This window comes from Nonomuraea candida, from assembly GCF_000725485.1.
GTDB classification, from domain to species: domain Bacteria; phylum Actinomycetota; class Actinomycetes; order Streptosporangiales; family Streptosporangiaceae; genus Nonomuraea; species Nonomuraea candida.
Map to the genome: position 1 here is coordinate 261,044 of NZ_JOAG01000015.1, position 21,975 is coordinate 283,018.

24 protein-coding genes are annotated in these 21,975 nt (G+C 73.7%); 12 read left to right on the forward strand and 12 right to left on the reverse strand.

The genetic code is table 11. From position 1 onward, the window contains the following. Positions 1-92: 92 nt before the first annotated feature. The 4 genes from IO39_RS16125 to IO39_RS16140 are packed head-to-tail and all read right to left on the reverse strand — an operon-like array spanning position 93 to position 2,873. Entirely contained in the window at positions 93-1,274 is a 1,182-nt protein-coding gene (locus IO39_RS16125; protein ID WP_043622792.1) for an FAD-dependent oxidoreductase, read from the reverse strand. Then, positions 1,271-1,609: an antibiotic biosynthesis monooxygenase family protein gene (locus IO39_RS16130; RefSeq protein WP_052422961.1), complete on the reverse strand. Its 339-nt coding sequence runs from the start codon at positions 1,607-1,609 to the stop codon at positions 1,271-1,273. Before IO39_RS16130 ends, IO39_RS16125 begins: the two co-directional genes overlap by 4 nt. Continuing rightward, a complete protein-coding gene (locus IO39_RS16135; protein WP_052422962.1) occupies positions 1,606-2,514 on the reverse strand; it encodes an SDR family oxidoreductase in 909 nt (302 codons plus the stop codon). The genes IO39_RS16130 and IO39_RS16135 overlap by 4 nt, the downstream gene beginning before the upstream one ends. Further along, on the reverse strand, positions 2,511-2,873 hold the full coding sequence (locus IO39_RS16140) for a SchA/CurD-like domain-containing protein (protein WP_043622795.1): 363 nt from the start codon (positions 2,871-2,873) through the stop codon (positions 2,511-2,513). The genes IO39_RS16135 and IO39_RS16140 overlap by 4 nt, the downstream gene beginning before the upstream one ends. 482 nt (positions 2,874-3,355) lie before the next feature. Here IO39_RS16140 and IO39_RS16145 point away from each other — a divergent pair, with 482 nt between their 5' ends. The 6 genes from IO39_RS16145 to IO39_RS16170 all read left to right on the forward strand — a co-directional run bounded on the left by IO39_RS16145 (position 3,356) and on the right by IO39_RS16170 (position 8,826). Next, positions 3,356-4,189 (forward strand): sensor histidine kinase, encoded by an 834-nt coding sequence (locus tag IO39_RS16145; protein ID WP_043622797.1) that lies wholly within the window; start codon positions 3,356-3,358, stop codon positions 4,187-4,189. After that, positions 4,168-4,836: a response regulator gene (locus tag IO39_RS16150; RefSeq protein ID WP_043622800.1), complete on the forward strand. Its 669-nt coding sequence runs from the start codon at positions 4,168-4,170 to the stop codon at positions 4,834-4,836. The genes IO39_RS16145 and IO39_RS16150 overlap by 22 nt, the downstream gene beginning before the upstream one ends. Positions 4,837-5,015: 179 nt before the next feature. Next, positions 5,016-5,339, forward strand: coding sequence for a TcmI family type II polyketide cyclase (locus IO39_RS16155; RefSeq protein WP_043622803.1), 324 nt, complete (start codon positions 5,016-5,018; stop codon positions 5,337-5,339). 4 nt (positions 5,340-5,343) lie between these two features. Then, entirely contained in the window at positions 5,344-7,017 is a 1,674-nt protein-coding gene (locus tag IO39_RS16160) for an acetyl-CoA carboxylase carboxyl transferase subunit (protein ID WP_043622807.1), read from the forward strand. Further along, the gene (gene accB, locus IO39_RS16165; RefSeq protein ID WP_043622810.1) at positions 7,010-7,456 is read left to right on the forward strand and encodes an acetyl-CoA carboxylase biotin carboxyl carrier protein; all 447 of its coding nucleotides are present in this window, start codon (positions 7,010-7,012) and stop codon (positions 7,454-7,456) included. Before IO39_RS16160 ends, accB begins: the two co-directional genes overlap by 8 nt. Continuing rightward, positions 7,453-8,826 (forward strand): acetyl-CoA carboxylase biotin carboxylase subunit, encoded by a 1,374-nt coding sequence (locus IO39_RS16170; RefSeq protein ID WP_043622813.1) that lies wholly within the window; start codon positions 7,453-7,455, stop codon positions 8,824-8,826. The genes accB and IO39_RS16170 overlap by 4 nt, the downstream gene beginning before the upstream one ends. A 139-nt stretch (positions 8,827-8,965) precedes the next feature. Here IO39_RS16170 and IO39_RS16175 read toward each other — a convergent pair whose 3' ends face one another. From IO39_RS16175 to IO39_RS16190, 4 genes are all read right to left on the reverse strand, one after another. Further along, positions 8,966-9,769 (reverse strand): ABC transporter permease, encoded by an 804-nt coding sequence (locus IO39_RS16175; RefSeq protein ID WP_043622816.1) that lies wholly within the window; start codon positions 9,767-9,769, stop codon positions 8,966-8,968. Further along, a complete protein-coding gene (locus IO39_RS16180) occupies positions 9,766-10,731 on the reverse strand; it encodes a daunorubicin resistance protein DrrA family ABC transporter ATP-binding protein (RefSeq protein ID WP_043622818.1) in 966 nt (321 codons plus the stop codon). Before IO39_RS16180 ends, IO39_RS16175 begins: the two co-directional genes overlap by 4 nt. Before the next feature lie 31 nt (positions 10,732-10,762). Continuing rightward, positions 10,763-11,689, reverse strand: coding sequence for a DUF4097 family beta strand repeat-containing protein (locus tag IO39_RS16185; protein WP_043622821.1), 927 nt, complete (start codon positions 11,687-11,689; stop codon positions 10,763-10,765). Between the two features lie 101 nt (positions 11,690-11,790). Then, positions 11,791-12,333 carry a toxin-antitoxin system HicB family antitoxin gene (locus IO39_RS16190; RefSeq protein ID WP_043622824.1) on the reverse strand — a complete coding sequence of 181 codons (543 nt, stop codon included), beginning with the start codon at positions 12,331-12,333 and terminating at the stop codon, positions 11,791-11,793. A gap of 374 nt (positions 12,334-12,707) precedes the next feature. Between IO39_RS16190 and IO39_RS16195 the strand changes: the two genes are divergently transcribed. After that, positions 12,708-13,844 carry a carboxylate-amine ligase gene (locus IO39_RS16195; protein WP_052422964.1) on the forward strand — a complete coding sequence of 379 codons (1,137 nt, stop codon included), beginning with the start codon at positions 12,708-12,710 and terminating at the stop codon, positions 13,842-13,844. A 63-nt stretch (positions 13,845-13,907) separates the two neighbouring features. Here IO39_RS16195 and IO39_RS16200 read toward each other — a convergent pair whose 3' ends face one another. Together IO39_RS16200 and IO39_RS16205 are read right to left on the reverse strand one after the other, a co-directional pair. Continuing rightward, positions 13,908-15,443: an NAD(P)-binding domain-containing protein gene (locus IO39_RS16200; protein WP_043622828.1), complete on the reverse strand. Its 1,536-nt coding sequence runs from the start codon at positions 15,441-15,443 to the stop codon at positions 13,908-13,910. Then, complete coding sequence (locus IO39_RS16205; RefSeq protein WP_043622831.1) at positions 15,440-16,009, reverse strand: carboxymuconolactone decarboxylase family protein; 570 nt, start codon at positions 16,007-16,009, stop codon at positions 15,440-15,442. The genes IO39_RS16200 and IO39_RS16205 overlap by 4 nt, the downstream gene beginning before the upstream one ends. Before the next feature lie 200 nt (positions 16,010-16,209). On the opposite strand from IO39_RS16205, the gene IO39_RS16210 reads away from it, so the two are divergent. Then, the gene (locus tag IO39_RS16210; protein ID WP_043622834.1) at positions 16,210-16,602 is read left to right on the forward strand and encodes a nuclear transport factor 2 family protein; all 393 of its coding nucleotides are present in this window, start codon (positions 16,210-16,212) and stop codon (positions 16,600-16,602) included. Between the two features lie 254 nt (positions 16,603-16,856). Here IO39_RS16210 and IO39_RS16215 read toward each other — a convergent pair whose 3' ends face one another. Together IO39_RS16215 and IO39_RS16220 are read right to left on the reverse strand one after the other, a co-directional pair. Continuing rightward, a complete protein-coding gene (locus IO39_RS16215; RefSeq protein ID WP_043623262.1) occupies positions 16,857-17,405 on the reverse strand; it encodes a carboxymuconolactone decarboxylase family protein in 549 nt (182 codons plus the stop codon). A gap of 353 nt (positions 17,406-17,758) precedes the next feature. Next, positions 17,759-18,835 (reverse strand): helix-turn-helix transcriptional regulator, encoded by a 1,077-nt coding sequence (locus tag IO39_RS16220; protein ID WP_084772940.1) that lies wholly within the window; start codon positions 18,833-18,835, stop codon positions 17,759-17,761. A gap of 91 nt (positions 18,836-18,926) precedes the next feature. On the opposite strand from IO39_RS16220, the gene IO39_RS16225 reads away from it, so the two are divergent. The 4 genes from IO39_RS16225 (at position 18,927) to IO39_RS16240 (ending at position 21,864) form a co-directional block, all read left to right on the forward strand. Beyond that, complete coding sequence (locus IO39_RS16225; RefSeq protein WP_043622837.1) at positions 18,927-19,352, forward strand: VOC family protein; 426 nt, start codon at positions 18,927-18,929, stop codon at positions 19,350-19,352. Between the two features lie 89 nt (positions 19,353-19,441). Next, the gene (locus IO39_RS16230; protein WP_342671421.1) at positions 19,442-19,705 is read left to right on the forward strand and encodes an aldo/keto reductase; all 264 of its coding nucleotides are present in this window, start codon (positions 19,442-19,444) and stop codon (positions 19,703-19,705) included. Continuing rightward, positions 19,702-20,802, forward strand: coding sequence for a winged helix DNA-binding domain-containing protein (locus IO39_RS16235; protein WP_043622843.1), 1,101 nt, complete (start codon positions 19,702-19,704; stop codon positions 20,800-20,802). The genes IO39_RS16230 and IO39_RS16235 overlap by 4 nt, the downstream gene beginning before the upstream one ends. Before the next feature lie 105 nt (positions 20,803-20,907). Next, a complete protein-coding gene (locus tag IO39_RS16240; RefSeq protein WP_043622846.1) occupies positions 20,908-21,864 on the forward strand; it encodes an ankyrin repeat domain-containing protein in 957 nt (318 codons plus the stop codon). The last annotated feature ends 111 nt before the right edge of the window (positions 21,865-21,975 follow it).

Genomic DNA, 21,975 nt, shown 5'->3' on the forward strand with positions numbered 1-21,975 from the left:
CCGCCCGGTCGGCAGCCGGTGCCGGGGCCGTTCGCGTCCGGCGGCCGGCACCGGCTGCCCGGTGGGCGGCCGGCGCCGGTGGCCGCCGGCGGTCAGCGGCCGACGAAGTCGACGGCCATCGTGAGCTCGTAGGTCTTGCGGTAGATGAGCCGGTCGAAGGTCGCGCGCATGAACGCGTCGCGCGCGGCCACGGCCAGCGGATGCCGCCAGCGGGTCAGCTCGCCGTTGAACCGGGACCTGCGCACCATGCGGGCGGCCCGGTCCACGCGGCGGGCCTCGTACCCGGCCAGGCTCTCCGCCACGCCGGCCTGCCCGGAGGCGGTGGCGGCGCCGAGCTCCTGGGCCAGCACGACGGCGTCCTCGATCGCCTGGCCGGCGCCCTGGCCCAGGTTGAACGTCATCGGATGGGCGGCGTCGCCGAGCAGCGTCACCCGGCCGTGGCTCCACCGGGCCAGCGGCGGCCGGTCGAAGACGGGCACCGGGACCAGGTCGCCGGGCCCGGTCGCGGCGATCAGCGCCGGGATCGGGTCGGGCCAGCCGTCGAACTCGCGGGCGAGCATGGTGCGGGGGTCGACGCCGATCGGCACGGTGACGCCGTCGCCGAGCACGCCGTCCCAATAGACGTGCTCGTCGTCGAGCCGGTAGCAGACGAACCAGCGGCCCCTCCCCCACGTGCTGAGGAAGGTGTGCTCGGGCACGCCGGAGCCGGGCAGCCAGATCACGCCCTGGAAGGCGGTGAAGCCGGCGTACCTGGGGGGCGGCTCGTGGGCGAGCAGCCCGGCGCGTACGGCCGAGCGCAGCCCGTCGGCGCCGACCAGCAGGTCCGCGCGCTCCTCCCGGCCCGGCCCGAACGTGACGGTGACCCCGTCGCGGTCGGCGGCGAACCCCGTCAGGCGGGAGCCGAGCACGAGGTCGTCGCCGATCTCCTCGGCGAGCAGGGCGTGCAGCCGGGGCCGGCTGACGCTGTAGACGGGCGCGTCGAACCGCTCGGCCATCCGCGCCATGGACCAGTCGGCGAGCGTGCGCCCGCGCCGGTCCCGGAAGCGGTGCCGGTGCAGCTCGTAGCCGATCTTGCGCAGCTCGGGCTCCAGCCCCAGCTCGCGCAGGGCCAGGACCGCGTTGTGCCACAGGACCAGGCCGTGCCCGGACTGGGCGGAGCGCAGCTCGGCGGCCCGCTCGTGCACGGTGACCGAGGCGCCCGCCCGCCGCAGGGCGACGGCGGCGGCCAGGCCGCCGATGCCGCCGCCCGCGACGAGCACCCTGGGCGCGGTCACGCCGCGGTCCCCTCCATCACCGCGGTCTCCATGGTCGCCGACGTCTCCGCCATGACGGTGAAGCGCAGCGACCTGGCCTCGGTGATGCAGTCGCGCATGGGCTTGACCAGGTCCCGGTGCTCCTCGGTGGCCTCCCAGGCCAGGAAGTCGTCCAGGGTGCGCCACTCGCTGGTGATCAGCCACTGCTCGGGGTCGGTGGCCGAGCGGCACACCTGGTCGCGCAGGTGCCCGGGCACGCCGCCGGCCACCTGGTGGCGGATCTGCTCGTACGCGCGCAGGAAGTCCTCGCGCCGGTCGCCGGGGACCTTGATGAGGAAGACGATCCTGGCCTTCATCGCGGACCTCCGACCCCGGAAGGCGGACCGGCGACCCCGGAAGGCGGGCCACCCACGCCCGGGGGCGGGCCACCCGCGCCAGGAGGCGGGCCGCCCACACCGGGAGGCGGGCCCCCGAGCCCGGGAGGCGGGCCGCCGAGGCCGGGGGGCGGGCCGGAGAGGTCCGACCTGAACTCGAACTTGCCGAGCACCGGCACGCGGCAGCCGTACAGGCCGTCGGAGGCGGGGCCGGTCAGGAAGCCCACGACCCGGGCGACCAGCTCGGGCGTGACCATGTGCTCGGTGTTGAGGTCCGGGCGCTCCTGCCGCTTGTCCGGCGTGTCGGCCATGGTCATGACGACCGTGTTGGCGTGGATCCCGTTGCGCTTCACCTCGTGCGCGATCGACCCGACCCAGGCGGCCAGCGCCGCCTTGGCCGCCGAGTACGCCGACAGCGCGGGCATCGGCACCTCGGCCAGCGGCGTGCTGAAGTACACCAGCCGCCCGCCCTCGCCCAGGTGCGGCAGCGCCGCCTGCGTCGCGGTGACGGCCGACAGGTAGTTGGCGCGCAGCAGGTCCTCGCACACGCCGGAGTTCATGAGGAACAGCGGCCCGGCGCGGAACCCGCCCACCATGTGGACCAGGCCGTCGAGCCGGCCGAACCTGCCGACGGCCTCGGCCACCGCGTGCGAGGCGCCGTCCGGGTCGGACACGTCCGCCGCCAGCGTCTCGATCCTGCCGGGGGTGCCGAACTCCTCCTCCAGCTCGGCCAGCCGGTCCTTGTTCCTGCCGACCAGCAGCAGCCGGTCGCCCCGGCTGCCCAGCAGGTCGATCACGGCCCCGGCGAGCCGGCCGGTGGCCCCGGTGATGAGGAAGACGGGCGTCGTCACGGGCGTCGTCACGGGCGTCGTCACGGGCGTCGTCATCGGGCTGCCTCCGCGGGTTCGGCCACTCGGGTGGTCACGTGCTCCATGAGGGCGGACAGGAAGAACGACCTGGCCCCCTCGGGGGAGCTCATGTCGCGGGGGACGGCCAGGTGCGGGTCGAGCTCCCGTTCCAGCCGCTGGATGCTCGGCTGCCTGGCCAGGTGCGCCATCACGCTCGGCAGCGCGCCGTCGATCTCGATGACGCGGACGACGGTGGTGCCGTACATGAAGATCGAGGTGCTGAGGAGTCGGGTGCCGTCCGGCGTGACCCATTCCGGCGGGTCGTAGGCCGACAGCAGTTCCTTTACCGCGGCCTCCGAGCCGGGCTTGATCTGGAAGGTGATCGCGTATCGCTGCATCGGGCTCCCTCGGTCCGGGCGGCCCTCCGCCGCCCCCGATTCAGCCTCTTCACGGGGCGGTCGCGTGTCTTCCGCCGGCGGGCCGAACCGCGGGCTCCCCCGCGCGTGCGAGACCTCCCCCACCTGGCGAATACCGAAGGGAAATCTCTATTTCCATTTCGTTAAACCGCTCGTCAGGCTACGGTCTTCTGGTAGGCCCGATGATCGCTATCGCCATTTTCAGAGATCGCGGATTGTTGAATCATGAACCGCGCAGAACATTAGTACGCCCTGCGAGACCCCTTAGAGAACCCATAGAGCGCTTGCCCGCACCGTAAACCGCGTGCTACACGGCCCCGACGCCGCGACAGGGCCACTCTGCGAAAGATATGTGAGCCGCCATACAAATCCCTTGAAGCGACCATTGCGTCAAGCTAGTATTCGCAGCCATGGGGGTAATTCGGCACATATGCACACCGTTTTATCAGCAGACCTCGGCTTTAATGGCACTCGAACAGCGCACCACCGTCGACCGGCTCATCATCGTGGAGGAATGGGCCCTGGTCGTCTCGGCGTTCTTCATCGGGGGAGCACTCACGGCCTCGGTCGTCCACAGGATGTCCCGGGTCCGGCTCTTACGGGCACAGCAGGCGGCGGTGCTGCGCGAACGGCGGCGCGTGGCGCGCAACCTGCACGACGGGGTCAGTCACGGCCTGGTGGTGATGGCCCTGCACGCCAGGCGGCTGCGCTCGGCCACGGCGGGCGCCTCACACCACCAGGCGGCCGAGATCATCGAGGGGGTGGCCCGGACCACGCTGGCCGACCTGAGCGCCACGCTCGGCGTCCTGCGCAGTGAGGAGAGCGCGACCGCGCTCCCCCGCGGCGCCCTCCCCCTCGGGGAGGAGCAGCAGGCGCCGCCGGCGCCGTTCTCGTCGCGGCTGCTCCAGCTCACCAGGCACCTGCCGGCCTCGCGCCTGGACCTGGAGCTGCACGACCTGGCCGAGGAGCACCGGGTGCCGCCGGGGGTGGCCGCGGCGGCGTTCCGCGTCGCCCAGGAGGTGCTCACCAACGCGCTCAAGCACAACGGGGGCCGGCTGCACCTGGAGGTGCGCTTCGGCGACGAGCTGAGCATCACGCTGACCAACGACGCGCGCCCGCCCGGCGGCAAGGAGATCTGCTTCCCCCCGGGCGGCTTCGGCCTCGCGGGGCTGCGCGAGCACCTGGAGGTCCACGGCGGGCTGCTGGAGGCCCGGCCCCTTCCCGGCGGGGGCTTCGTCACCAGGGCGACCATCCCGATCACGCGAGAGGATGACGTGTGCACAGCATCCGCGTGCTGATCGCCGACGACCAGCCGCTGATCAGGAGCGGTCTGCGGATGACCTTCGACCAGGTGCCCGACATCGCCGTCGTGGGGGAGGCGGCCGACGGGGGCGAGGCGGTGCGCGAGGTCAGGCGGCTGCGCCCCGACGTCGTGCTGATGGACATCAACATGCCCGCGATGGACGGGCTGACGGCCACCAGGGAGATCGCCGCGATGGGCGGCGCCCCGACCAAGGTGATCATCCTGACCATCTACGACCAGGACGAGCACATCTTCGAGGCGCTGCGCAGCGGGGCGAGCGGCTTCATCCTCAAGCACGCGCCCATCGACCGGCTGACCGACGCGGTGCGGCACGCCGCCGAGGGCGACGCGCTGCTGTCGCCCTCGGTCACCCGCCGGCTGATCGACGAGTTCTCCCGCAGGCCGGTGGCCTCGGCCTCGCCGGTCCCCGTGCTGGACCAGCTCACCGAGCGGGAGCGCGACGTCTTCCGGCTGCTGGTGCGCGGCTACAGCAACGAGCAGATCGCCACGACCCTGATGCTGGGCGACAGCACGATCAAGTCCCACGTGCAGCACCTGTACCAGAAGCTCGGCGTGCGCGACCGGGTGCAGGTCGTGATCTACGCCTACGAGAACGGGCTGGTGGTGCGCTCTCCTCAATAGCAGGACGGGGGCAAGCCCCAGGAGGCGCCCCGGCAGCGGGGAGGAGGCGTCTCAGCAGCGGGAGGGAGGAGTCGTACGTCCGGGGGAGGCCGGGATTCGGGCCGGCGGTGGGCGACACGCGCGGGGGCCGGTTCCTACGGTGGCAGGGACCCGAAGGCTCGCACACACAGGAGAGCTTCGTGCCCGACAAGATCCTCATCGTCGCCCGCCTGGCCTCCGGCGGAGCAGACGAGGTCGCCCGGCTGTTCGCCGAGTCCGACGCGGGAGAGCTGCCCCGCGCGCTCGGCGTCACCCGGCGCGACCTGTTCCTCTACCGAGATCTCTACTTCCACCACGTGGAGTTCGACGGCCCGGCCGGCGCCGCGATGGACCAGGCCCGCAGGCGCGACGACTTCCGCGAGCTGAGCGACCGGCTCGGCGCCTTCGTGACGCCCTACGACCCGGACACCTGGCGCAGCCCCGCGGACGCCATGGCCCGCCGCTTCTACCACTGGGAGGGATAGCCCCGTGACGATCTCCCTGCCCACCTCACAGGACGTCGCGTGGGAGCTGTGCCCGGCCTGCTCGGCCATCGTCTACCGGCCCCGGCTGGCCAGGGACGGGCACGTCTGCCCCGAGTGCGGCCACCACCACCGCCTGTCGGCCGCCGATCGGCTGGCCACCGTCGTCGACGACGGCTCCTTCGTGCCCGCCGGCTCGCGGGTGCGCTCCGGCGACCCGCTGGCGTTCACCGACTCCCGCCCGTACACCGAGCGGCTGGAGCAGGCGCGCCGGCGCACCGGGCTCGACGACGCGCTCGTGCACGGCACCGCCGCGATCGGCGGGCGGCGCGTCGTCGTCGCCGTCATGGACTTCGCCTTCCTGGGCGGCAGCATGGGCTCGGCCGTCGGCGAGACGATCACCCGCGCGTGCGAGCGGGCGCTGCGCGAGCGCAGCCCGCTGATCCTCGTCATCTGCTCGGGCGGCGCGCGCATGCAGGAGGGGGCGCTGTCGCTGATGCAGATGGCCAAGACCGCCCAGGCGATGCGCCGGCTCCAGCGGGAGGGCGTGCTCAGCGTCTGCGTGCTGACCGACCCCACCTTCGGCGGGGTGACCGCCTCGTTCGCCACCCTCGGGGACGTGCTCGTCGCCGAGCGCGGGGCGCTCATCGGGTTCGCGGGGCCGCGGGTCATCGCGGCCGCCACGCGGGAGGAGCTCCCACCGGGCTTCCAGAGCGCCGAGTACCTGGCCGGGCGGGGCATGCTGGACCGGGTCGAGCCCAGGGACGGGCTGCGCCCGCTGCTGGCCCGGCTGCTGTCGGTGACCGCGCCCGCGACGTCCGCGCCCCTCGCCGGCGACGGCCCCTCCCCCGTGGTGCGCGACCCGGCCGAGCTGACGGGGGTGCTCACGCCGTACGAGACGCTGCGGGTGGCGCGGGACACGCGGCGGCCGACCGCCCTCGACTACATCTGGCACATGTGCTCCGACTTCGTCGAGCTGCACGGCGACCGGCTGCACGGCGACGACCCGGCGATCGTCGGCGGCCCCGGCGTGATCGACGGCACCCCCGTGATGATCATCGGGCATCAGAAGGGCCACGACACGGAGGAGCTGGTCCGCCGCAACTTCGGCCTGTCCCACCCCGAGGGCTACCGCAAGGCGCTGCGCCTGATGCGGCTGGCCGACCGGCTCGGCCTGCCCGTCGTCACCCTCGTGGACACCCAGGGCGCGGCGCCGGGCGTCGGCGCGGAGGAGCGCGGCCAGTCCTGGGCCATCTCCGAGTGCCTGGCGGGCATGTCGGAGCTGTCGGTGCCGGTGGTCTCCACCGTGATCGGCGAGGGCGGGAGCGGCGGCGCGCTGGCGCTGGCGCTGGCCAACCGGGTGCTCATGCTGCGGCACGCCGTCTACTCGGTGATCAGCCCGGAGAGCTGCTCGACGATCCTGTTCGGCGACCCCGCGCAGGGCCCGCGGATGGCCGAGGCGCTCCGCGTCACCGCGCCGGAGCTGCTGCGGCTCGGCGTGGTCGACGGCGTCGTGCCCGAGCCGCCCGGCGGCGCGCAGGAGGACCCGGAGCGGGCGATGGGCGCGCTGAAGGCCGCGGTGCTCGACGCGCTGCGCGAGCTGTCCGGCCTCGACGGCGACGAGCTGCGCAAGCAGCGCTACGAGCGGTTCCGCGGGCTGGGGGTGTTCGAGGATGAGTGAGCAGTACGCGGCGGTGAGGCTGCTGCGCGAGGAGATCGGCAACCTGATCAAGACCGTTCCCGGGCCGGTGGCGAGCGTGTCGCTGCGGCTGGGCGAGTGCACCCTGGAGGTGAGCTGGGCCCACGGGCAGGCGCCGGCGGCCGTGCCGCAGCAGGCCCCGGCCGCCCCCGTGGAGGAGGCCGACGACCCGGCGCTGCACTCGGTGACCGCCCCCGTGGTCGGCACCTTCTACGTCGCCCCCGAGCCGGGCGCGCCGCCCTTCGTGCAGGTCGGCGACCGGGTCAGCGCCGGGCAGACGATCGGCATCGTCGAGGCCATGAAGCTCATGAACCCGGTCAAGACCGAGCGGGCCGGCGAGGTGGTCGAGGTCGTGGCGGGCAACGCCGACCCGGTGGAGTTCGACCAGGTGCTGGTCCTCATCCGGTCGGACGAGACATGAGCTTCGACAAGATCCTCATCGCCAACCGGGGCGAGATCGCGCTGCGGGTCGCGCGTACCTGCCGGGAGCTGGGCATCAGGACGGTGGCCGTGCACTCCACCGCCGACCGCGACGCCCGGTTCGTCTCCTACGCCGACGAGGCGGTGCACATCGGGCCGGGGCCCGCGCGCCGCAGCTACCTGTACGTCCCCGCGATCATCGAGGCGGCGCTGCGCACCGGCGCGCAGGCCGTGCACCCCGGCTACGGCTTCCTGTCGGAGGACGCCGACTTCGCCCGGATCTGCGCCCACCACGGCCTCGTCTTCATCGGCCCGCGCCCCGAGGTGATGGAGTGCGTCGGCGACAAGGCGCGGGTGCGCGCGCTGATGGCCGCCGCCGGGCTGCCCGTGCTGCCCGGCAGCGAGGGCGCGGTGCCCTCGCTCGGGGAGGCGGAGCTGATCGCGGACGAGATCGGCTACCCGGTCATCGTCAAGGCGGCGGCGGGCGGCGGCGGGCGCGGCATCGAGGTGGCCGCGGACCGGGCGGAGCTGCGCGAGGTCTACCGGCGCACCACCGCCTTCGCCCGCCAGGTGTTCGGCAACGGGGACGTCTACCTGGAGCGGTTCGTGCCGGTGGCGCGCCACGTGGAGGTCCAGCTCCTCGGCGACGGCACCGGGAACGTGGTGCACCTCGGCGAGCGGGACTGCTCGCTGCAGCGGCGCAACCAGAAGCTGGTGGAGGAGGCGCCCTCACCGTTCCTGCCCGGCCCGGTGCGGGCCCGGCTGGGCGAGCTCGCCGTGGCCGGGGCCCGGCACCTCGGCTACACCGGGGCCGGGACGATGGAGTTCCTCGTCGATCCCGAGGGGCGGCCGACGTTCATGGAGATCAACGCGCGCATCCAGGTGGAGCACCCGGTCACCGAGATGCTCACCGGCGTGGACCTGGTCAGGGAGCAGATCCGGGTGGCCGCGGGCGGCAGCCTGCCGTTCGGGCAGGAGCAGGTGCGGCTCACCGGGGCGGCCATCGAGTGCCGGATCAACGCCGAGGACCCCGACGCCGGGTTCCGCCCCACGCCCGGGCGGCTGGCGGTGTTCCGCCCGCCGGGCGGTCCCGGGGTCCGGGTGGACTCCGGATACGCGCAGGGGGACGCGGTGCCGCCGACGTACGACTCGCTGATCGCCAAGCTGATCGTCTGGGCGCCCACCCGGGCGGAGGCCATCGCGCGGGCGGACCGGGCGCTGGCCGAGTTCGCGGTCGAGGGGCCGGGCGTGGCCACGACGATCCCGCTGCTGCGCCGGCTGCTCGCGCAGCCGCGCTTCGCGGCCGGGGAGCACACGACCCGGTTCGTGGACGAGTTCATGCGCTCCCAGGCGCTGGCCCCCGCCTCCTGAGCGTGGCGTCTCGACGTGACGCAGGGCCCGGCAACGGTGCCGGGCCCTGCGCTCCCGGGTCCGCGCGCGGCGGACGGTCAGCCGGCCGCGTTCGCCGCCCGGTCGCGCTCGCGCCCCGCGGGCGCGACGGCCCGGCCGGTCATTGGCTGACCGCCCGCCGGTACAGGCGGGGGGCCAGCGGCACGAACACGAGCAGCAGCACGACCGACCACGCCAGCGACACCGGCACCGCGTGCCGCAGCGGCCAGGCGGTGGGCTCGGGCATGAGGGAGCCGGTGTTGCCGAACAGCTCGCGGGCGGCCTGGACGAGCGTGGAGACCGGGTTCCACTCGGCGATCGGCTTCAGCACGCCGGGCAGGCGCGCGCTGTCGACGAAGGCGTTGGACAGGAACATCAGCGGGAACGACATGATGGTGGCGATGTTGTTGAAGACCTCGGGCCTGCGCAGGGCCAGCGCGACGGTCGCCGTCACCCAGGAGAAGGCGTAGGCGAAGAAGACCAGCATCACGAAGCCCAGCGCGGCCTCCGGCGGCGAGGTGTGGATGCGCCACCCGACGAGCAGCCCGACCAGGGCCATGGTGACGACGCTGGTCACGTTCATGATCACGTCGGCGAGGGTCTGGCCGGTCAGCACCGCCGACGGCGACATCGGCAGGGTGCGGAACCGGTCGAAGATGCCCTTCTGCAGGTCCTGCGTCAGCGTGTAGCCGGTGATCTGCGCGCTGCCGACGATCGTCATGACGAAGATCCCGGGAAGCAGGTACTCGTTGTACGACACGCCGGGCAGGGTGATCATGCTGCCGAACACGTAGGTGAACAGCAGCACGAACACGACGGGCAGCATGATCACGCCGCCCAGCAGGTCGGGGGCGCGCCGGATCTTCAGGGCGTTGCGCCTGGCGATGGTCAGGCCGTCGGCGACGGCCAGGTGCAGGGCGTTCATCGGACGGTCTCCTTGGTCCTGTCGTCGGCGTCGCGTCCCGTCAGGGTCAGGAACACGTCGTCCAGGGTCGGGCGGCGCAGCCCGGCGTCGCGCACGGCGATCCGCTCGGCGGCCAGCTCGCCGAGCGCCCGGGTCAGCGTGGCGGCGCCGCCGGCGACCGGGAGCGTCACCCGGAGCGCGCCGGGGTCGAGCCGCACCTCGCCGGCGGCCAGCGGCGCCAGCGCCCGCCCGGCCGTCTCCAGGTCGGCCGCGCTGGTCACCGACAGCTCGATCCGGTCGCCGCCGACCTGGTCCTTGAGCTGGTCGGCGGTGCCGAGCGCGATCACGTGCCCGTGGTCCACCACGGCGATGCGATCGGCCAGCCGGTCGGCCTCCTCCAGGTACTGGGTGGTGAGCAGCACCGTCGTGCCGCCGCCGACCAGCTCGGAGATGACGTCCCACAGGCCGATCCGGGCCCGGGGGTCGAGGCCGGTGGTGGGCTCGTCGAGGAAGAGCACCGGCGGGGCGGCGACCAGCGCGCCGGCCAGGTCGAGCCGGCGCCGCATGCCGCCGGAGTAGCCCTGCACCGGGCGGTCGGCCGCCTCGGTCAGGTCGAAGCGCTCCAGCAGCTCGCGGGCGCGCTCGCGGCTGCGCCTGACGCCCAGGTGGTAGAGGCGGCCGACCATCTCCAGGTTCTCGGCGCCGGTGAGGTGGTCGTCCACGGCGGCGTACTGGCCGGAGGCGCCGATGCGGCCGCGCAGGCGGCGCGCGTCGCGCACGACGTCGAGCCCGGCCACCTCGGCGCGCCCGGCGTCGGGTCTCAGTAACGTGGTCAGGATGCGGACGGTGGTGGTCTTGCCCGCCCCGTTCGGGCCGAGCAGCCCGAAGACGGTCCCCTCGGGGACGCGCAGCTCCATCCCGTCGAGGGCGACGACGTCGCCGAACTTCTTGACCAGCCCCTCGGCCACGATGGCGTCGGACATGGTGATCTCCTTGCTGTCAGGGACGGTGCTGTCAGGAACGGTGGATGACGATGTCGCCGTGGCCGGTGTGGGCCCGGACCTCGACGACCTCTTCCGACTGGCCGGGGCCGTCGCTGGGGTCCAGCTCGACGTCGACGGTGCCGTACGTCGAGCTGACGTCCAGCCAAGCGGCGGAGCCCTCGCGGATGCCGAGGTCGAGGCCGCCGCCGGTGGTCTCCATGACGACGGCGCCGGACACGACCTCGCCGATGCGCACGCCCGCGTACGCGGTCTTCACCGCCGCGCCGGCCGGGGCGCGGTCGACGGTGATGTCGCCGTAGGCGCTGTTGAGCCGCAGCTCGCCGGTCACCTCGCCGACGCGGACGTCGCCGTGGGAGTTCTTGATCACGGCCGGGCCGTCGATCGTGCCGACGCGGATGTCGCCGTGGGTGGCGGCGATGTCGGCGGGCCCGGAGGAGCGGGTGACCGAGATGTCGCCGTGGGTGCTCTTCAGCCGCAGCCGGCCGGCCTGCTCGACCTGGATGTCGCCGTAGGACGTGGTGTAGGACACCTCGCCGAGCGGCCCGCGGCAGCGCAGGCCCGCCCCCGCCCTGGCGTCCACGCGGGAGCCGGCGGGCAGGTCGATCGTCACCTCGACCGAGCCCTCGCCGAACAGGAACGAGCGCGCCCAGTCCGCGGGCGACTCCACCAGCAGGTCGAGCGAGAGCCCCCGGCCGGAGGCCGGGCCGCCTTCCTTGTCGGCGCGCACGACCAGCCTGCCGTCGGCGTACTCGGCCCGCACGTGCCGGGCGGCCTGCACGTCGGCGTCGTTGTCGCGGTCGCTCGGGCGCACCTCGACGACGGTGTCGGCGCGGTCGCCCGCGTTGATCCGGAGCGTGCCGGCCCCCAGGTCGATGATGGCGAGGATGGGCTGCGGGGTGTCGAAGGTCGGGGTCGCGGTCTCGTCGAAGGTCGGCATCGCGGTTTCCTCGTCGCGGGTCGCTGGGGTCGGCGTGGTCGTCGGCGGGCGTGGCGTCCTTGACGTCATGTGTGGCGTCACCGATGGCGTCATGGTGGTCATCAGCGCACCCAGCCGCTGAAGCGGTTGCCGCTCCGGGTGGTGGCGCGCGGGCCCGCCGGGCGGGCGGCGCCGGGGTCGAGCGCGGCGGAGACCGCGCGGACCAGCCAGGCGTTGACCGACAGCCCGTCTCTGGCGGCGGCCTCCTCGATGCGCGGCTTGAGGTGCTCGGGGACGCGGAGCGAGATGCGGGAGGTGCCGCCCTCGTCGGCGTCCGGCGGGGGCGGCGGGGCGGGCGGTGGGCCCGGTGGCGGGCCCGGTGGACCGGCGCGCTCGCCGTCCGCCTCGAAGGACCCGCGGGTCAGCGGGGGCGTGACGACGAAGTCGGGGTCGCGGCCGCGCAGGCGCACCTCGACCGAGCCGGGCGCGAGGTCTCGGGTGATCTCGTCGGCGGCCGCGGACAGGGCCTCCAGGAGCGCGAGCCTGGCGGCCGACTCCAGGGTGGCGGCCAGGCGCTCGGCCAGGGCCCTGGCCTCCTCGCCGCCCGCGCCGGCGGAGAGCGCCAGCTCGCGGCGGAGGTGATCGACATACGGGGCGAGATCCATGACGTCACTATGACACCACTATGACGTCATCGCAAGGCAGAGGGCGTCACCATCGACGTCATGACGGCGCCACCCCGACGGCAGCCCGTCACGAGCCCCGCGTCACGAGCCCCGCATCACGAGCCCCGCATCACGAGCCCCGCGTCACGAGCCCCGCGTCACGGGCCGCCACAGCGCCCTGCCGACCGGCCTGCTGGGGGTCGCCCCGCCGCGCCCTGACCCGCGTTCGGCCCGCCGGAAAGCCGATCGCCCCGCGGGGACCGGGCACGGTCCGGTGGTCGCGATCTGGTGGAGTTGGGGGAAAGGAGTGCCGGGCGGGGCGCGGGGAGGGCAAGATCGGAAGCGGCCCGACCCCCGCCGTCGAAAGGGAGCGCATGACCGTGACCGCCGCATCGACGACCTCCGCGCCGTCCGACCCCGCGCGCCCGCTGATGGGGGTCGAGGAGGAGTACCTCGTCGTCGATCCCCGCACCCGGGAGGTGGCGCCGCGGGCCGGGCTGGTCGTCGCGCGGGCCGCCGGCGAGCTGGGCGACCGCGTGTGCACGGAGATCACCCAGTTCCAGGTGGAGGCCAAGACGCCGCCCTGCGCGGGCTCCGCCGAGCTGGCGCGGGAGCTGGCGCGGATGCGCGCCGTGGTGGCCGCCGCCGCGCGGGCCGAGGGCCTGGCCCTGATCGCCTCCGGCACCCCCGTGCTGGGGCCCGCGGTCCCGCCGCCGATCACCGAGGACCCCCGCTACGACCTCGGCATCGAGAACTACCGCTCGCTCCACGACGAGCAGGCGATCTGCGCCGGCCACGTCCACGTCCACCTGCCCGACCGGGAGCGGGCGCTGCTGGTCTGCAACCACCTGCGGCCCTGGCTGCCCGCCCTGATCGCGTTCATGGCCAACTCGCCGTTCTGGACCGGCCGCGACACCGGGTACGCGGCCTGGCGCGTCCTGGCCTGGAGCAAGTGGCCGGTGGCCGGGCCGCCGCCCTACCTGGAGAGCCTCGGGCACTTCGAGCGCCTGGTCGAAGGGCTGACCGCGAGCGGCGCGCTGGTGGACCCGGCGACGATGTTCTGGGACGCGCGGCCGTCGCTGCGACTGCCCACGGTGGAGGTGCGGGTGAGCGACGTGCCCGCCTCCGCGCGGGAGTCGGCGCTCCTGGCGCTCGTGGTCAGGGCGCTGGTCACGGTCTCGCTGCGGCGGGTGGAGGCGGGCGATCCCGGGCCGCGGCCGCCGGACGAGCTGCTGCGCGTGGCGTACTGGCGGGCCGCCAGGGACGGGCTCGACGGGCACGGCGCCGATCCGTACACCGGGCGGCAGGTTCCGGCGGCGCAGGTGGTGGAGGGGCTGATCGAGCACGTCAGGCCCGCGCTGGAGGAGAGCGGCGACCTGGAGACGGTCCTGCGGGAGTGGCGGTGGCTGCGCGAGGCCGGGAGCGGGGCCGCCCGGCAGCGCGCCGCGCTGAGGAGGCACGGGTCGTTCGAGGGCGTGGTGGACGACCTGGTGGCGCGGTTCTCCGGCTGACGGCCCGGTGAGATTGACCGGCGGCGGGCGGGCCGCACCCCCGCCGCCGGTGGCGGAACGGCTTCAGCCCGCCGGGACGTGCCCGGCCAGGAACTCACGCAGCGGGGCGACGTGGCGTACGGGGTCCTGCCAGCGGGCCTGGAGGTCCTCCAGCAGGTGCCGCTCGGCGACCAGCTCGCCGCGCCGCCACACCCGGACGACGGGGTGCAGGAAGGCGCACTCGTCGGCCCGGTCGGGCGTCGGGTGCCGCCGGATGGCGAACACGTCGGGATGCTCGTCGCGCGGCCCCCACCGCAGGGTGACGGTGAGCAGCAGGTCCTCGCCGGCGAAGCGGGCCGTCGCGTAGTCCTCCGGCAGGTCCTCGTAGCGGCGCGCGGTGCCGCCGCCCACGACGTACGCGTCCGACAGGTACTCGAACTGGGTCCACAGCGCCGAGCTGTGGTTGACCCGGGCGAGCACGTCGTCCGTCAGCGCGCCCGCGTCGGCGGGCACCTCGCGCGGGCGCAGCGGCACGCCGTCGTAACGCTCGCACAGCAGCGCCGCCAGCGTGCGCAGGTTGTAGCGGAAGCCGTCGATGAACGCCGAGGAGGCGCGCTTGAAGTCGCGGGCCTGCATGAGCGTGCCCGCGAAGTAGAGGCCGTCCACGTTGGCGGACTGGAAGTCGGGGCGGACGGCCGGCATGCGGCCGTTGGGCGCGAGCTCCGGACGGCAGGACCCGGCGAACAGCCCGGTGTCCATCGTGAAGCCGGTGCAGCGCACCACGGCGTCGTAGTCGAGCACCGCCCGCTCGCCGTCGGCCAGCGTGTACGTGATCGCCGCCTTGTACGCGCCGTCCTCGCGCCAGATCCGGTCCACGGTGCACTCCAGCACGGCGTGCAGGGTCTTGAACCAGTAGCTGTCGAGCAGCGCGCCGTACATGCCGCGCACGTGCCCGGGGTGCTTGCTGGTCCACGTCAGCCGCACGGGGCTGGGACTGGCCAGATGGATCACCGACGCGTACGGCAGCAGCGCCTGGGCGGTCTCGAACGCCGAGTTGCCCTTGCCGATGATGAGCACCCGCTGCCCGGTGTACTCCTCCCCGCCGGTGGGCGCGTCCTCGTAGCCGGTGGCCAGCTCGATGCCGGGAATGTCGGGCACGTACGGGCCGCCCCACCCGGTGGCCACGATGACGCAGTCGGCGCGGTAGACCTCCCCGTCCGTGTGGACGGCGAACCGGTCGCCGGTCTTCTCCACCCGCAGCACCGGCGTGCCGTAACGCACGCGCAGCCCGTGCACGCGCTGGAAGTCCTCCAGGTAGCGCACCAGGTCGTCGGCGTGCGGGAAGTACTCCTGCGAGTAGCTCGCGAACCCCAGGTCGGGGTCGTCGTTGAGCAGGGAGTTCCAGTCCCAGCGGAGCTGGATCTCGCGCTCCTTCTCGCCGGTGTGGACCTTGTTCAGGGAGATCAGCCGGCGGTGGCGGGGATAGCGGCGGAAGAAGCCGCCGGGCGACTCCTCCCGCTCCAGCGTGACGTAGTCGGCCCCGGCCCGCTGGAGGAAGTAGCTGAGCTGGAGGCCGCCCGGCCCGGCCCCGATGATCAGGTAGCGGTGGTCGCGCGTCACCCTGCGTGTCCCGCCTGCTGCGCCCCCGGGGCGGGGTGGCCGTAGCCGTACGTCACGATGCGCTCGGCCGCCGCCTCGTAGACGGCCGGGTCGTCGGGGGCGTGCGTGGCCAGGCCGTCCACGTACCGGTTGAACATGCAGAACGCGGCCGCGATCAGCACCGTGTCGTGGATCTCCCGCTCGGTGGCGCCCTCCTTCCGCGCGGCGGCGACCAGGTCGCCGGTCACCTCGCGGCCGCTGCGCTGCACCGCGGCGGCGATCGCCAGCAGCGCCCCGAGCTTCGGCGAGATGTCCGCGCCGGCCGTGCCGGCGCGGACCCGATCGACCAGTTCCATGCCCCCGGGCAGCTGGGCGGCCGCGAACGCGGCGTGCGAGGCGGTGCAGTAGCGGCACTCGTTGAGCCCCGACACGTAGGTGGCGATCAGCTCCCGCTCGCCGCGTGTCAGCGTGTTGTCCCCGCGGAGCAGCACCTCTGCCAGCGCGTTCAGCGGCCCGGCGGTCTCGGGGCTGAAGGCGAAGAGACCGCGAATTCCCGGCTCACCTGAATCGATGCTGACATGGGGCATAAAAGCTCCTCAACGTCCGAAAACCGAGTCGGCCAACCCCAGCATGATCGGGTGGCCGCTCACCCACTGTCAATGTCCTGGTCTATACCTCCTCTTTCCGTTTCCGACATTGAGCGCATGAGACCTCCTTGTTTCGTCGATCTACGCAGCGTAGGGTCGCGAACGGCCCTATAAGCCCTGTTTGTGATTGGACGGCTTCCATGACCGAACATCCCTACGTCAGTGTCATCAACAGTTTCTACGACGCCCTGGCCAAGGGTGACTTGGACGTCCTGCGGGACCTCCTCACCGACGACGCGGTCTTCCACGTGCCCGGCCGCGGCCCGATGGCCAAGGACTACACCGGCAAGGAAGAGGTCCTCGCCTACCTGACCCGGCTGGCCAAGGCCGCCTCCGGCGGGCTGCGGCTGGAGCCCGAGGAGTACCTCGCCGGCAACGACCGCGTGGCCGCGGTGCTGTCCATCCACGGCGAACGGGACGGCCGCACCCTCAACGATCACGGCCTCCAGCTCTTCCGGCTGGTCGACGGCAAGATCAGCGAACGCTCGAGCTACCCCTACGACCCCTACTCCGTCGACGAGTTCTTCGCCTGACGCACACCTGATGGACTGCTGACGAACCACCCGGGACCCGGACGGGGCCGACGGCCCCGCCCGGGCCTCCCCGGTGGCCTCGCCCGTGCCTCCCGGTGGACTCCGTGCGGGCCGCCCCGGTGGACTCCGGCCGGACCTCTTCGCCGCCCGGCGGGTCCGGTCCAGGACCTCCCGGCATGGTGGACTCCGTCCGGGCCTCTCCCCCGCCCGGCGGCCCCTTCCCGGCCCGGCGGCCTCCCCTGCCGCGCTCACGCTCACCCGGCCTTCTTCAGGGCGTCGTGCCACGTCGCGACGTATCCCCCGGTCAGCCGGGCCCGCTCGGCGTAGTGCTCCGGGTCGTCGCAGGCGAGCGTGGCCAGCCCGTCCACGTACCGGTTGTACATGCAGAACGCCGCGGCGATCAGCACCGTGTCGTGGATCTCCTCGTCCGTCGCCCCCTCCCTCCTGGCCGCCTCCACGTGCTCGCCGGTGACCTCCTGCCCGCCGCGCTGCACGGCCGCCGCGATCTCCAGCAGCGCCCTGAGCTTGGCGGGGACCGGCGCGTTCGGCAGGTCCTCGCGCACCTGGTCGACCAGCGCCATGCCGCCGGGGACCCGGGCGGCGGCGAAGGCGGCGTGCGTGTGGTAGCAGAACCGGCAGCGGTTGAGCGACGACACGTGGGCCGCGATCAGCTCGCGCTCCCCCCGGGTGAGCGTGCCGTCCCCGCACAGGAGCACCTCGGAGAGCTGGTTCAACGGCTGCGCCGCCTCGGGCCGGTAGCGGAACAGGCCACGAATTCCCGGCTCATCCGTACGTAACGTGATGTGCGGTTTTCTGCCACCTGCGTGATTGACGAATTCGTGCCATCGTGGCGGCCATTTTGTCGAGTTACGGACCTCCGAAAAATCGACCTCTGTCATTCTCGTGTCCCTTCGGCATCGGAAATGTTCCGGCACCCTCAGTGTGCGGTGAATTCCCCGGCCGATCCGTCCCGCCGAGGGCCAGCAACGTGCAGCCCCATGACCGCTTCCTGCCACCACCACCGCCCGGCCCCGGACCGCGTCCCCCATGCGGGGGCCGGACGTGAGGGACCCACGCGCGGGGGACGGCGGGCGGCGCGGGCGTCAGGCTGAGGTGGACGTCCGAACGGGCGGGTGGCCGGCCGGGCGGGCGGGCGTCAGGATTCGGGGGGTGTTCCCTCTGGGGGGCCTTCCGCCGGGGACAGCCCGGCCGGGTGGCCGCCGGCCGCTCTGGCGTAGCGGCGGGACAGGTGGGCGAAGGCGGTCCTGAGCTCGTCCGGGCCGACGACCTCGATGTCGGCGTCGAACCTGCCGATCGCGGCGGCCAGCCCCGGCCAGGACCACGAGCCCAGCACGAGCCGGCACCGGTCGGGGCCGAGCTCTTCCACGACGCCGTCGCGGGTGTAGCGGGACACGACGGAGGCGGGCAGGCCGAGGATCACCTCGCCGCGGCAGGACCAGCCGCCGGAGCCGTCAGCGCCGTCGGAGCCCTGGAAGCGGGCGGTGACGAAGGCGGCCACGTTCGCCGCGGGCAGGTCGCGCGGGGTGAAGCGGGGCCCGGTGGGGGTGCGCGGGGTGATGCGGTCGGCGCGGAAGGTGCGCCAGTCGTCGCGGTCGAGGTCCCAGGCCACGAGATACCAGCGCCCGCCCCAGGTGACGAGGTGATGGGGCTGCACGCGCCGCGGAGGAACCGGGCCGAGGCCGCCGGGCTCCACTGAGGAGGAGGCGCCGGAGTCCGGTGGAGAAGTGAGCGCGTAGTCGAAGCGCAGCTCTTCGTGGGCGTGGACGGCGGCGCCGAGCGTCATGAGCACGCCGCTGTCGATGGGCGGGTCCTGGCGGGCCGTGGGGCGTTCGACGGCGGTGACCTGCATGGTGTCGATGCGGCGGCGCAGCCGGGCGGGCATGACCTGCCGTACGGTCTGCAGCGCCCGCGCCGCCCCCTCCGCGATGCCCGCGCCGCTGGTCATGGCGATCTGGAGCGCGACGGCGAGAGCGACGGCCTGCTCGTCGTCGAACAGCAGCGGGGGCAGCTCCGAGCCCGCGTCGAGCCGGTAGCCGCCGTCGGGCCCCTTGAAGGTCACGATGGGGTAGCCGAGCTCCCGGAGGCGGTCCACGTCACGCCGGACCGTGCGCGGGCTGACGTCGAGCCGCTCGGCCAGCAGCGCCCCCGGCCAGTCCCGGCGCGCCTGGAGCAGCGAGAGCAGGGCCAGCAGGCGTGCTGAGGTCTTCGGCATGCGTTCCATTCTGCCGGGAGAAGAGGCCACAACCTGACCGCTACCCCTGCGACGGTGGTCCCGTACGGAATCGAGAGATGAGGAGGACACCATGTCCGTCAACGTCGTGACCCACCTGAACTTCCGGGGCGAGGCCCGCGAGGCGCTCACGTTCTACCAGTCGGTGTTCGGCGGGGACCTGGCGGTCGTCACCCACAAGGACATGGGCAACGTGCAGGACCCGGCCGAGGCCGACCAGGTGTCGTGGGGCCAGGTGGCGGCCGGCAACGGCTTCCGGGTGATGGCGTACGACGTCCCGGGGAGCATGCCGTGGAACCCGGGCGAGAACGCGTTCTTCGTCTCGCTCCGGGGCGAGACGGTCGAGGAGGTCACCGCGCACTGGGAGGGGCTCAGCGACGGGGCCACCGTCCTGCACCCGCTGGGGCCCGCGCAGTGGGCGCCCGTCTACGGGATGCTGAAGGACCGGTTCGGCGTGATCTGGGTCGTGGACGTCGTCAGCGAGTACAACGCGTCCTGAGCACCGCGGCCGGGGCGGCGGTGCTCAGGACGCGCCGCCGCCCGGGCCCGTGCTCCGGCCACCACCAGGACAAGGACTGAGCAGTGAAGATGCGTACGCTGGGGCGGACCGGGATCCGGGTCAGCCCCTCCTGCCTGGGCACGATGATGTTCGGCCAGGCGGGCAATCCCGACCCCCACGACTGCGCCGGGATCGTCCACCTGGCGCTGGACGCGGGGATCAACATCGTGGACACGGCCGACGTGTACGGGCCCCGCGGCGTGTCCGAGGAGATCGTGGGCAGGGCGCTCCGGGGCCGGCGCGACGAACGCGCCGCGGCGACCGGCCAAGGAGAAGGTGGTGGGGCGCGATGAGCGTTCTGGACGCGCGGGCGCTCAACCGGGCGACGCTCGCCCGGCAGTTGCTCCTCGACCGTGCCGACGTGCCGGCGCTCGACGCCGTCGGACACCTGTGCGGTCTTCAGGCGCAGGAGCCGCAGGAGCCGTTCGTCGGGCTCTGGTCGCGGCTGCGCGCCTTCGACCCGGCCGAGCTGTCCGGCCTGCTGGTCGGGCGGCGCGTCGTGCGCACCCACCTCATGCGCCGCACCGTGCACCTGCTCACCGCCGACGACGTCCTGGCCTGGCGGGCCCGCCACGACCTCATGCTGCGCCGGCGGGTGCTCGGGACCTACCGGCGCGAGCTCGACGGGGTGGACCTCGACGAGCTGGCGGCGGCGGGCCTGGCCGTGCTGGCCGACGGCGAGCCGCGCTCGATGGGCGAGCTGGCGCGGGCGGTGGCCGGCCGCTGGCCGGCGGCGGAGCCGCGGGCGCTGGGCGAGATGCTGGTCGCGGCCCTCCTCCCCATGGTGCAGCTGCCGCCGCGCGGGGTGTGGCGCACGAGGGCGGGCGTGCGCAACGCGCTGCTGTCGTCGTGGCTGGGCCGGGAGATCGACCCGCTCGCCGAGGACAGCTCCGACCCCGTCGGCCAGACCCTGGTGCGGCGCTACCTGGCGGCGTTCGGCCCCGCGGCCTCGGCCGACCTGCGGGCCTGGTCCGGGCTGGCCGGGCTGCCCGCCGCGGTGGCGGCCGTGCGGGAGGAGCTGGTGTCCTTCCGGGACGAACGCGGGCGCGAGCTGCTCGACCTGCCCGACGCGCCGCGCCCCGACCCCGGCACGCCCGCGCCGGTGCGGTTCCTGCCCGCGTTCGACAACACGGTCCTCGGCTACCACGACCGCGGGCGGATCATCGACGACGCCCATCGCGGCCTGTCGGTGACCGGCGCGCGGATGGTGCTGGTCGACGGCCGGGTGGCCGCCACCTGGACCGTCGAGGCGGACACCGTGACCGTCGCCCCGCTGCGCCCCTTCTCCCGGTCCGAGCGGGCGGCGGTCGCCGAGGAGGGGCGGGAGCTGGCGGCGTTCCTCTCGGACGGGGAGAGCGACCGCGTGCGGGTGGCTCCGTCACCTCCCTGAGTGCCCGGGAGGCCGCGGCCTGCTGATCGCGGGCCGGAAATTGTCCTAGTGCTCCGTCATGATGGCCCCGCTCGCATCCACAGCCGTGATCTTGAAGGAGCTGCCATGACCGCTGCCCTGACGCCCGAATGGTCCGATCTGACGTCGTGGAACGACCTGGCCGGGGTCCGGGCGAGGCTCGACGCCGGCGCCGATCCCGAGTGGGGGGCGTACACGTTCGAGCGCCCGCTGCACGCCGCCGCGGCGCGCGGCACGGCCGAGGTGGTCGCCGAGCTGGCCGGCCGGGTCGATGACGTCGACGCCGAGTGCGAGGGGCGCACCGCGCTCTGGGAGGCCGTCTTCAACGACCGGCCCGAGAACGTCCGCGCCCTGGTCGCCGCCGGGGCCGACCCGTGGCGGCCGATGATGGGCGGCTGGTCGCCCGGCCGGCTCAGCCTGGCGGGCCCCACGCCCGGCCTGTTCTTCCCCTTCCCTCCGGGCCACGAGGGTCTGAGCGAGGCCGAGACCGCCGCCGTGCGCGAGGCCGACCGCCTGATCGCCGCGCTGGACGACCCCGAGTTCGACGGTTACAGCCTCTCGTGCGTACGCGGGATCAGCGCCGCCGAGGCGGCCAGCCGGCTGGCCGCCGAACCCTTCGACGAGGAGGAGCTCCAAGCGATCGTCGAGGACGGCTACTCCGAGGAGGCCGTGCGGGTCGTCGGCTTCACCGACGTGCCCGGCGGCTGCGTCGTCAGCCAGGCGTGGGGCTACCTGGCCGCCACGCCCGTCGTCATGAACGCGCTGTCGGAGGGCACGGTCGCCTACGGCATGTACGCCAACCCCAAGAGCGGCGACCAGGGCCGCGTCCACCGCGACGGCAAGGTCACGGCCTGGGACACCCATCCGGGCGGCGGCCACGTCTCCCCCGGCGACTCCCCGGCCGAGATCCTGCGCACCTACCTGTACCAGGACTACGCCCTGGCCTACTGCTACGCCGGCGCGGGCCTGCGCGCGACCGGCAGGTGCGCCATCACCGAGCCCGGCACGCGGCTGCGGCTCCCCGACCGCGACTACTGGCACTGACGGCCGGGCGGGCGGTTCGGCGGTTCGGCGGTTCGGCGGTTCGGCGGTTCGGCGGTTCGGCGGTTCGGCGGTTCGGCGGTTCGGCGGTTCGGCGGGGCTTGGACGGCTCCG

What these genes read in the sequence shown, in the direction of transcription:
- IO39_RS16130 (WP_052422961.1), bottom strand. Translation starts at nt 1,609, where the DNA reads ATGAAGGCCAGGATCGTCTTCCTCATCAAGGTCCCCGGCGACCGGCGC.
- IO39_RS16135 (WP_052422962.1), bottom strand. Translation starts at nt 2,514, where the DNA reads ATGACGACGCCCGTGACGACGCCCGTGACGACGCCCGTGACGACGCCC.
- IO39_RS16140 (WP_043622795.1), bottom strand. Translation starts at nt 2,873, where the DNA reads ATGCAGCGATACGCGATCACCTTCCAGATCAAGCCCGGCTCGGAGGCC.
- IO39_RS16145 (WP_043622797.1), top strand. Translation starts at nt 3,356, where the DNA reads ATGGCACTCGAACAGCGCACCACCGTCGACCGGCTCATCATCGTGGAG.
- accB (WP_043622810.1), top strand. Translation starts at nt 7,010, where the DNA reads ATGAGTGAGCAGTACGCGGCGGTGAGGCTGCTGCGCGAGGAGATCGGC.
- IO39_RS16170 (WP_043622813.1), top strand. Translation starts at nt 7,453, where the DNA reads ATGAGCTTCGACAAGATCCTCATCGCCAACCGGGGCGAGATCGCGCTG.
- IO39_RS16175 (WP_043622816.1), bottom strand. Translation starts at nt 9,769, where the DNA reads ATGAACGCCCTGCACCTGGCCGTCGCCGACGGCCTGACCATCGCCAGG.
- IO39_RS16180 (WP_043622818.1), bottom strand. Translation starts at nt 10,731, where the DNA reads ATGTCCGACGCCATCGTGGCCGAGGGGCTGGTCAAGAAGTTCGGCGAC.
- IO39_RS16185 (WP_043622821.1), bottom strand. Translation starts at nt 11,689, where the DNA reads ATGCCGACCTTCGACGAGACCGCGACCCCGACCTTCGACACCCCGCAG.
- IO39_RS16190 (WP_043622824.1), bottom strand. Translation starts at nt 12,333, where the DNA reads ATGGATCTCGCCCCGTATGTCGATCACCTCCGCCGCGAGCTGGCGCTC.
- IO39_RS16195 (WP_052422964.1), top strand. Translation starts at nt 12,708, where the DNA reads ATGACCGTGACCGCCGCATCGACGACCTCCGCGCCGTCCGACCCCGCG.
- IO39_RS16205 (WP_043622831.1), bottom strand. Translation starts at nt 16,009, where the DNA reads ATGCCCCATGTCAGCATCGATTCAGGTGAGCCGGGAATTCGCGGTCTC.
- IO39_RS16210 (WP_043622834.1), top strand. Translation starts at nt 16,210, where the DNA reads ATGACCGAACATCCCTACGTCAGTGTCATCAACAGTTTCTACGACGCC.
- IO39_RS16220 (WP_084772940.1), bottom strand. Translation starts at nt 18,835, where the DNA reads ATGCCGAAGACCTCAGCACGCCTGCTGGCCCTGCTCTCGCTGCTCCAG.
- IO39_RS16225 (WP_043622837.1), top strand. Translation starts at nt 18,927, where the DNA reads ATGTCCGTCAACGTCGTGACCCACCTGAACTTCCGGGGCGAGGCCCGC.
- IO39_RS16230 (WP_342671421.1), top strand. Translation starts at nt 19,442, where the DNA reads ATGCGTACGCTGGGGCGGACCGGGATCCGGGTCAGCCCCTCCTGCCTG.
- IO39_RS16235 (WP_043622843.1), top strand. Translation starts at nt 19,702, where the DNA reads ATGAGCGTTCTGGACGCGCGGGCGCTCAACCGGGCGACGCTCGCCCGG.
- IO39_RS16240 (WP_043622846.1), top strand. Translation starts at nt 20,908, where the DNA reads ATGACCGCTGCCCTGACGCCCGAATGGTCCGATCTGACGTCGTGGAAC.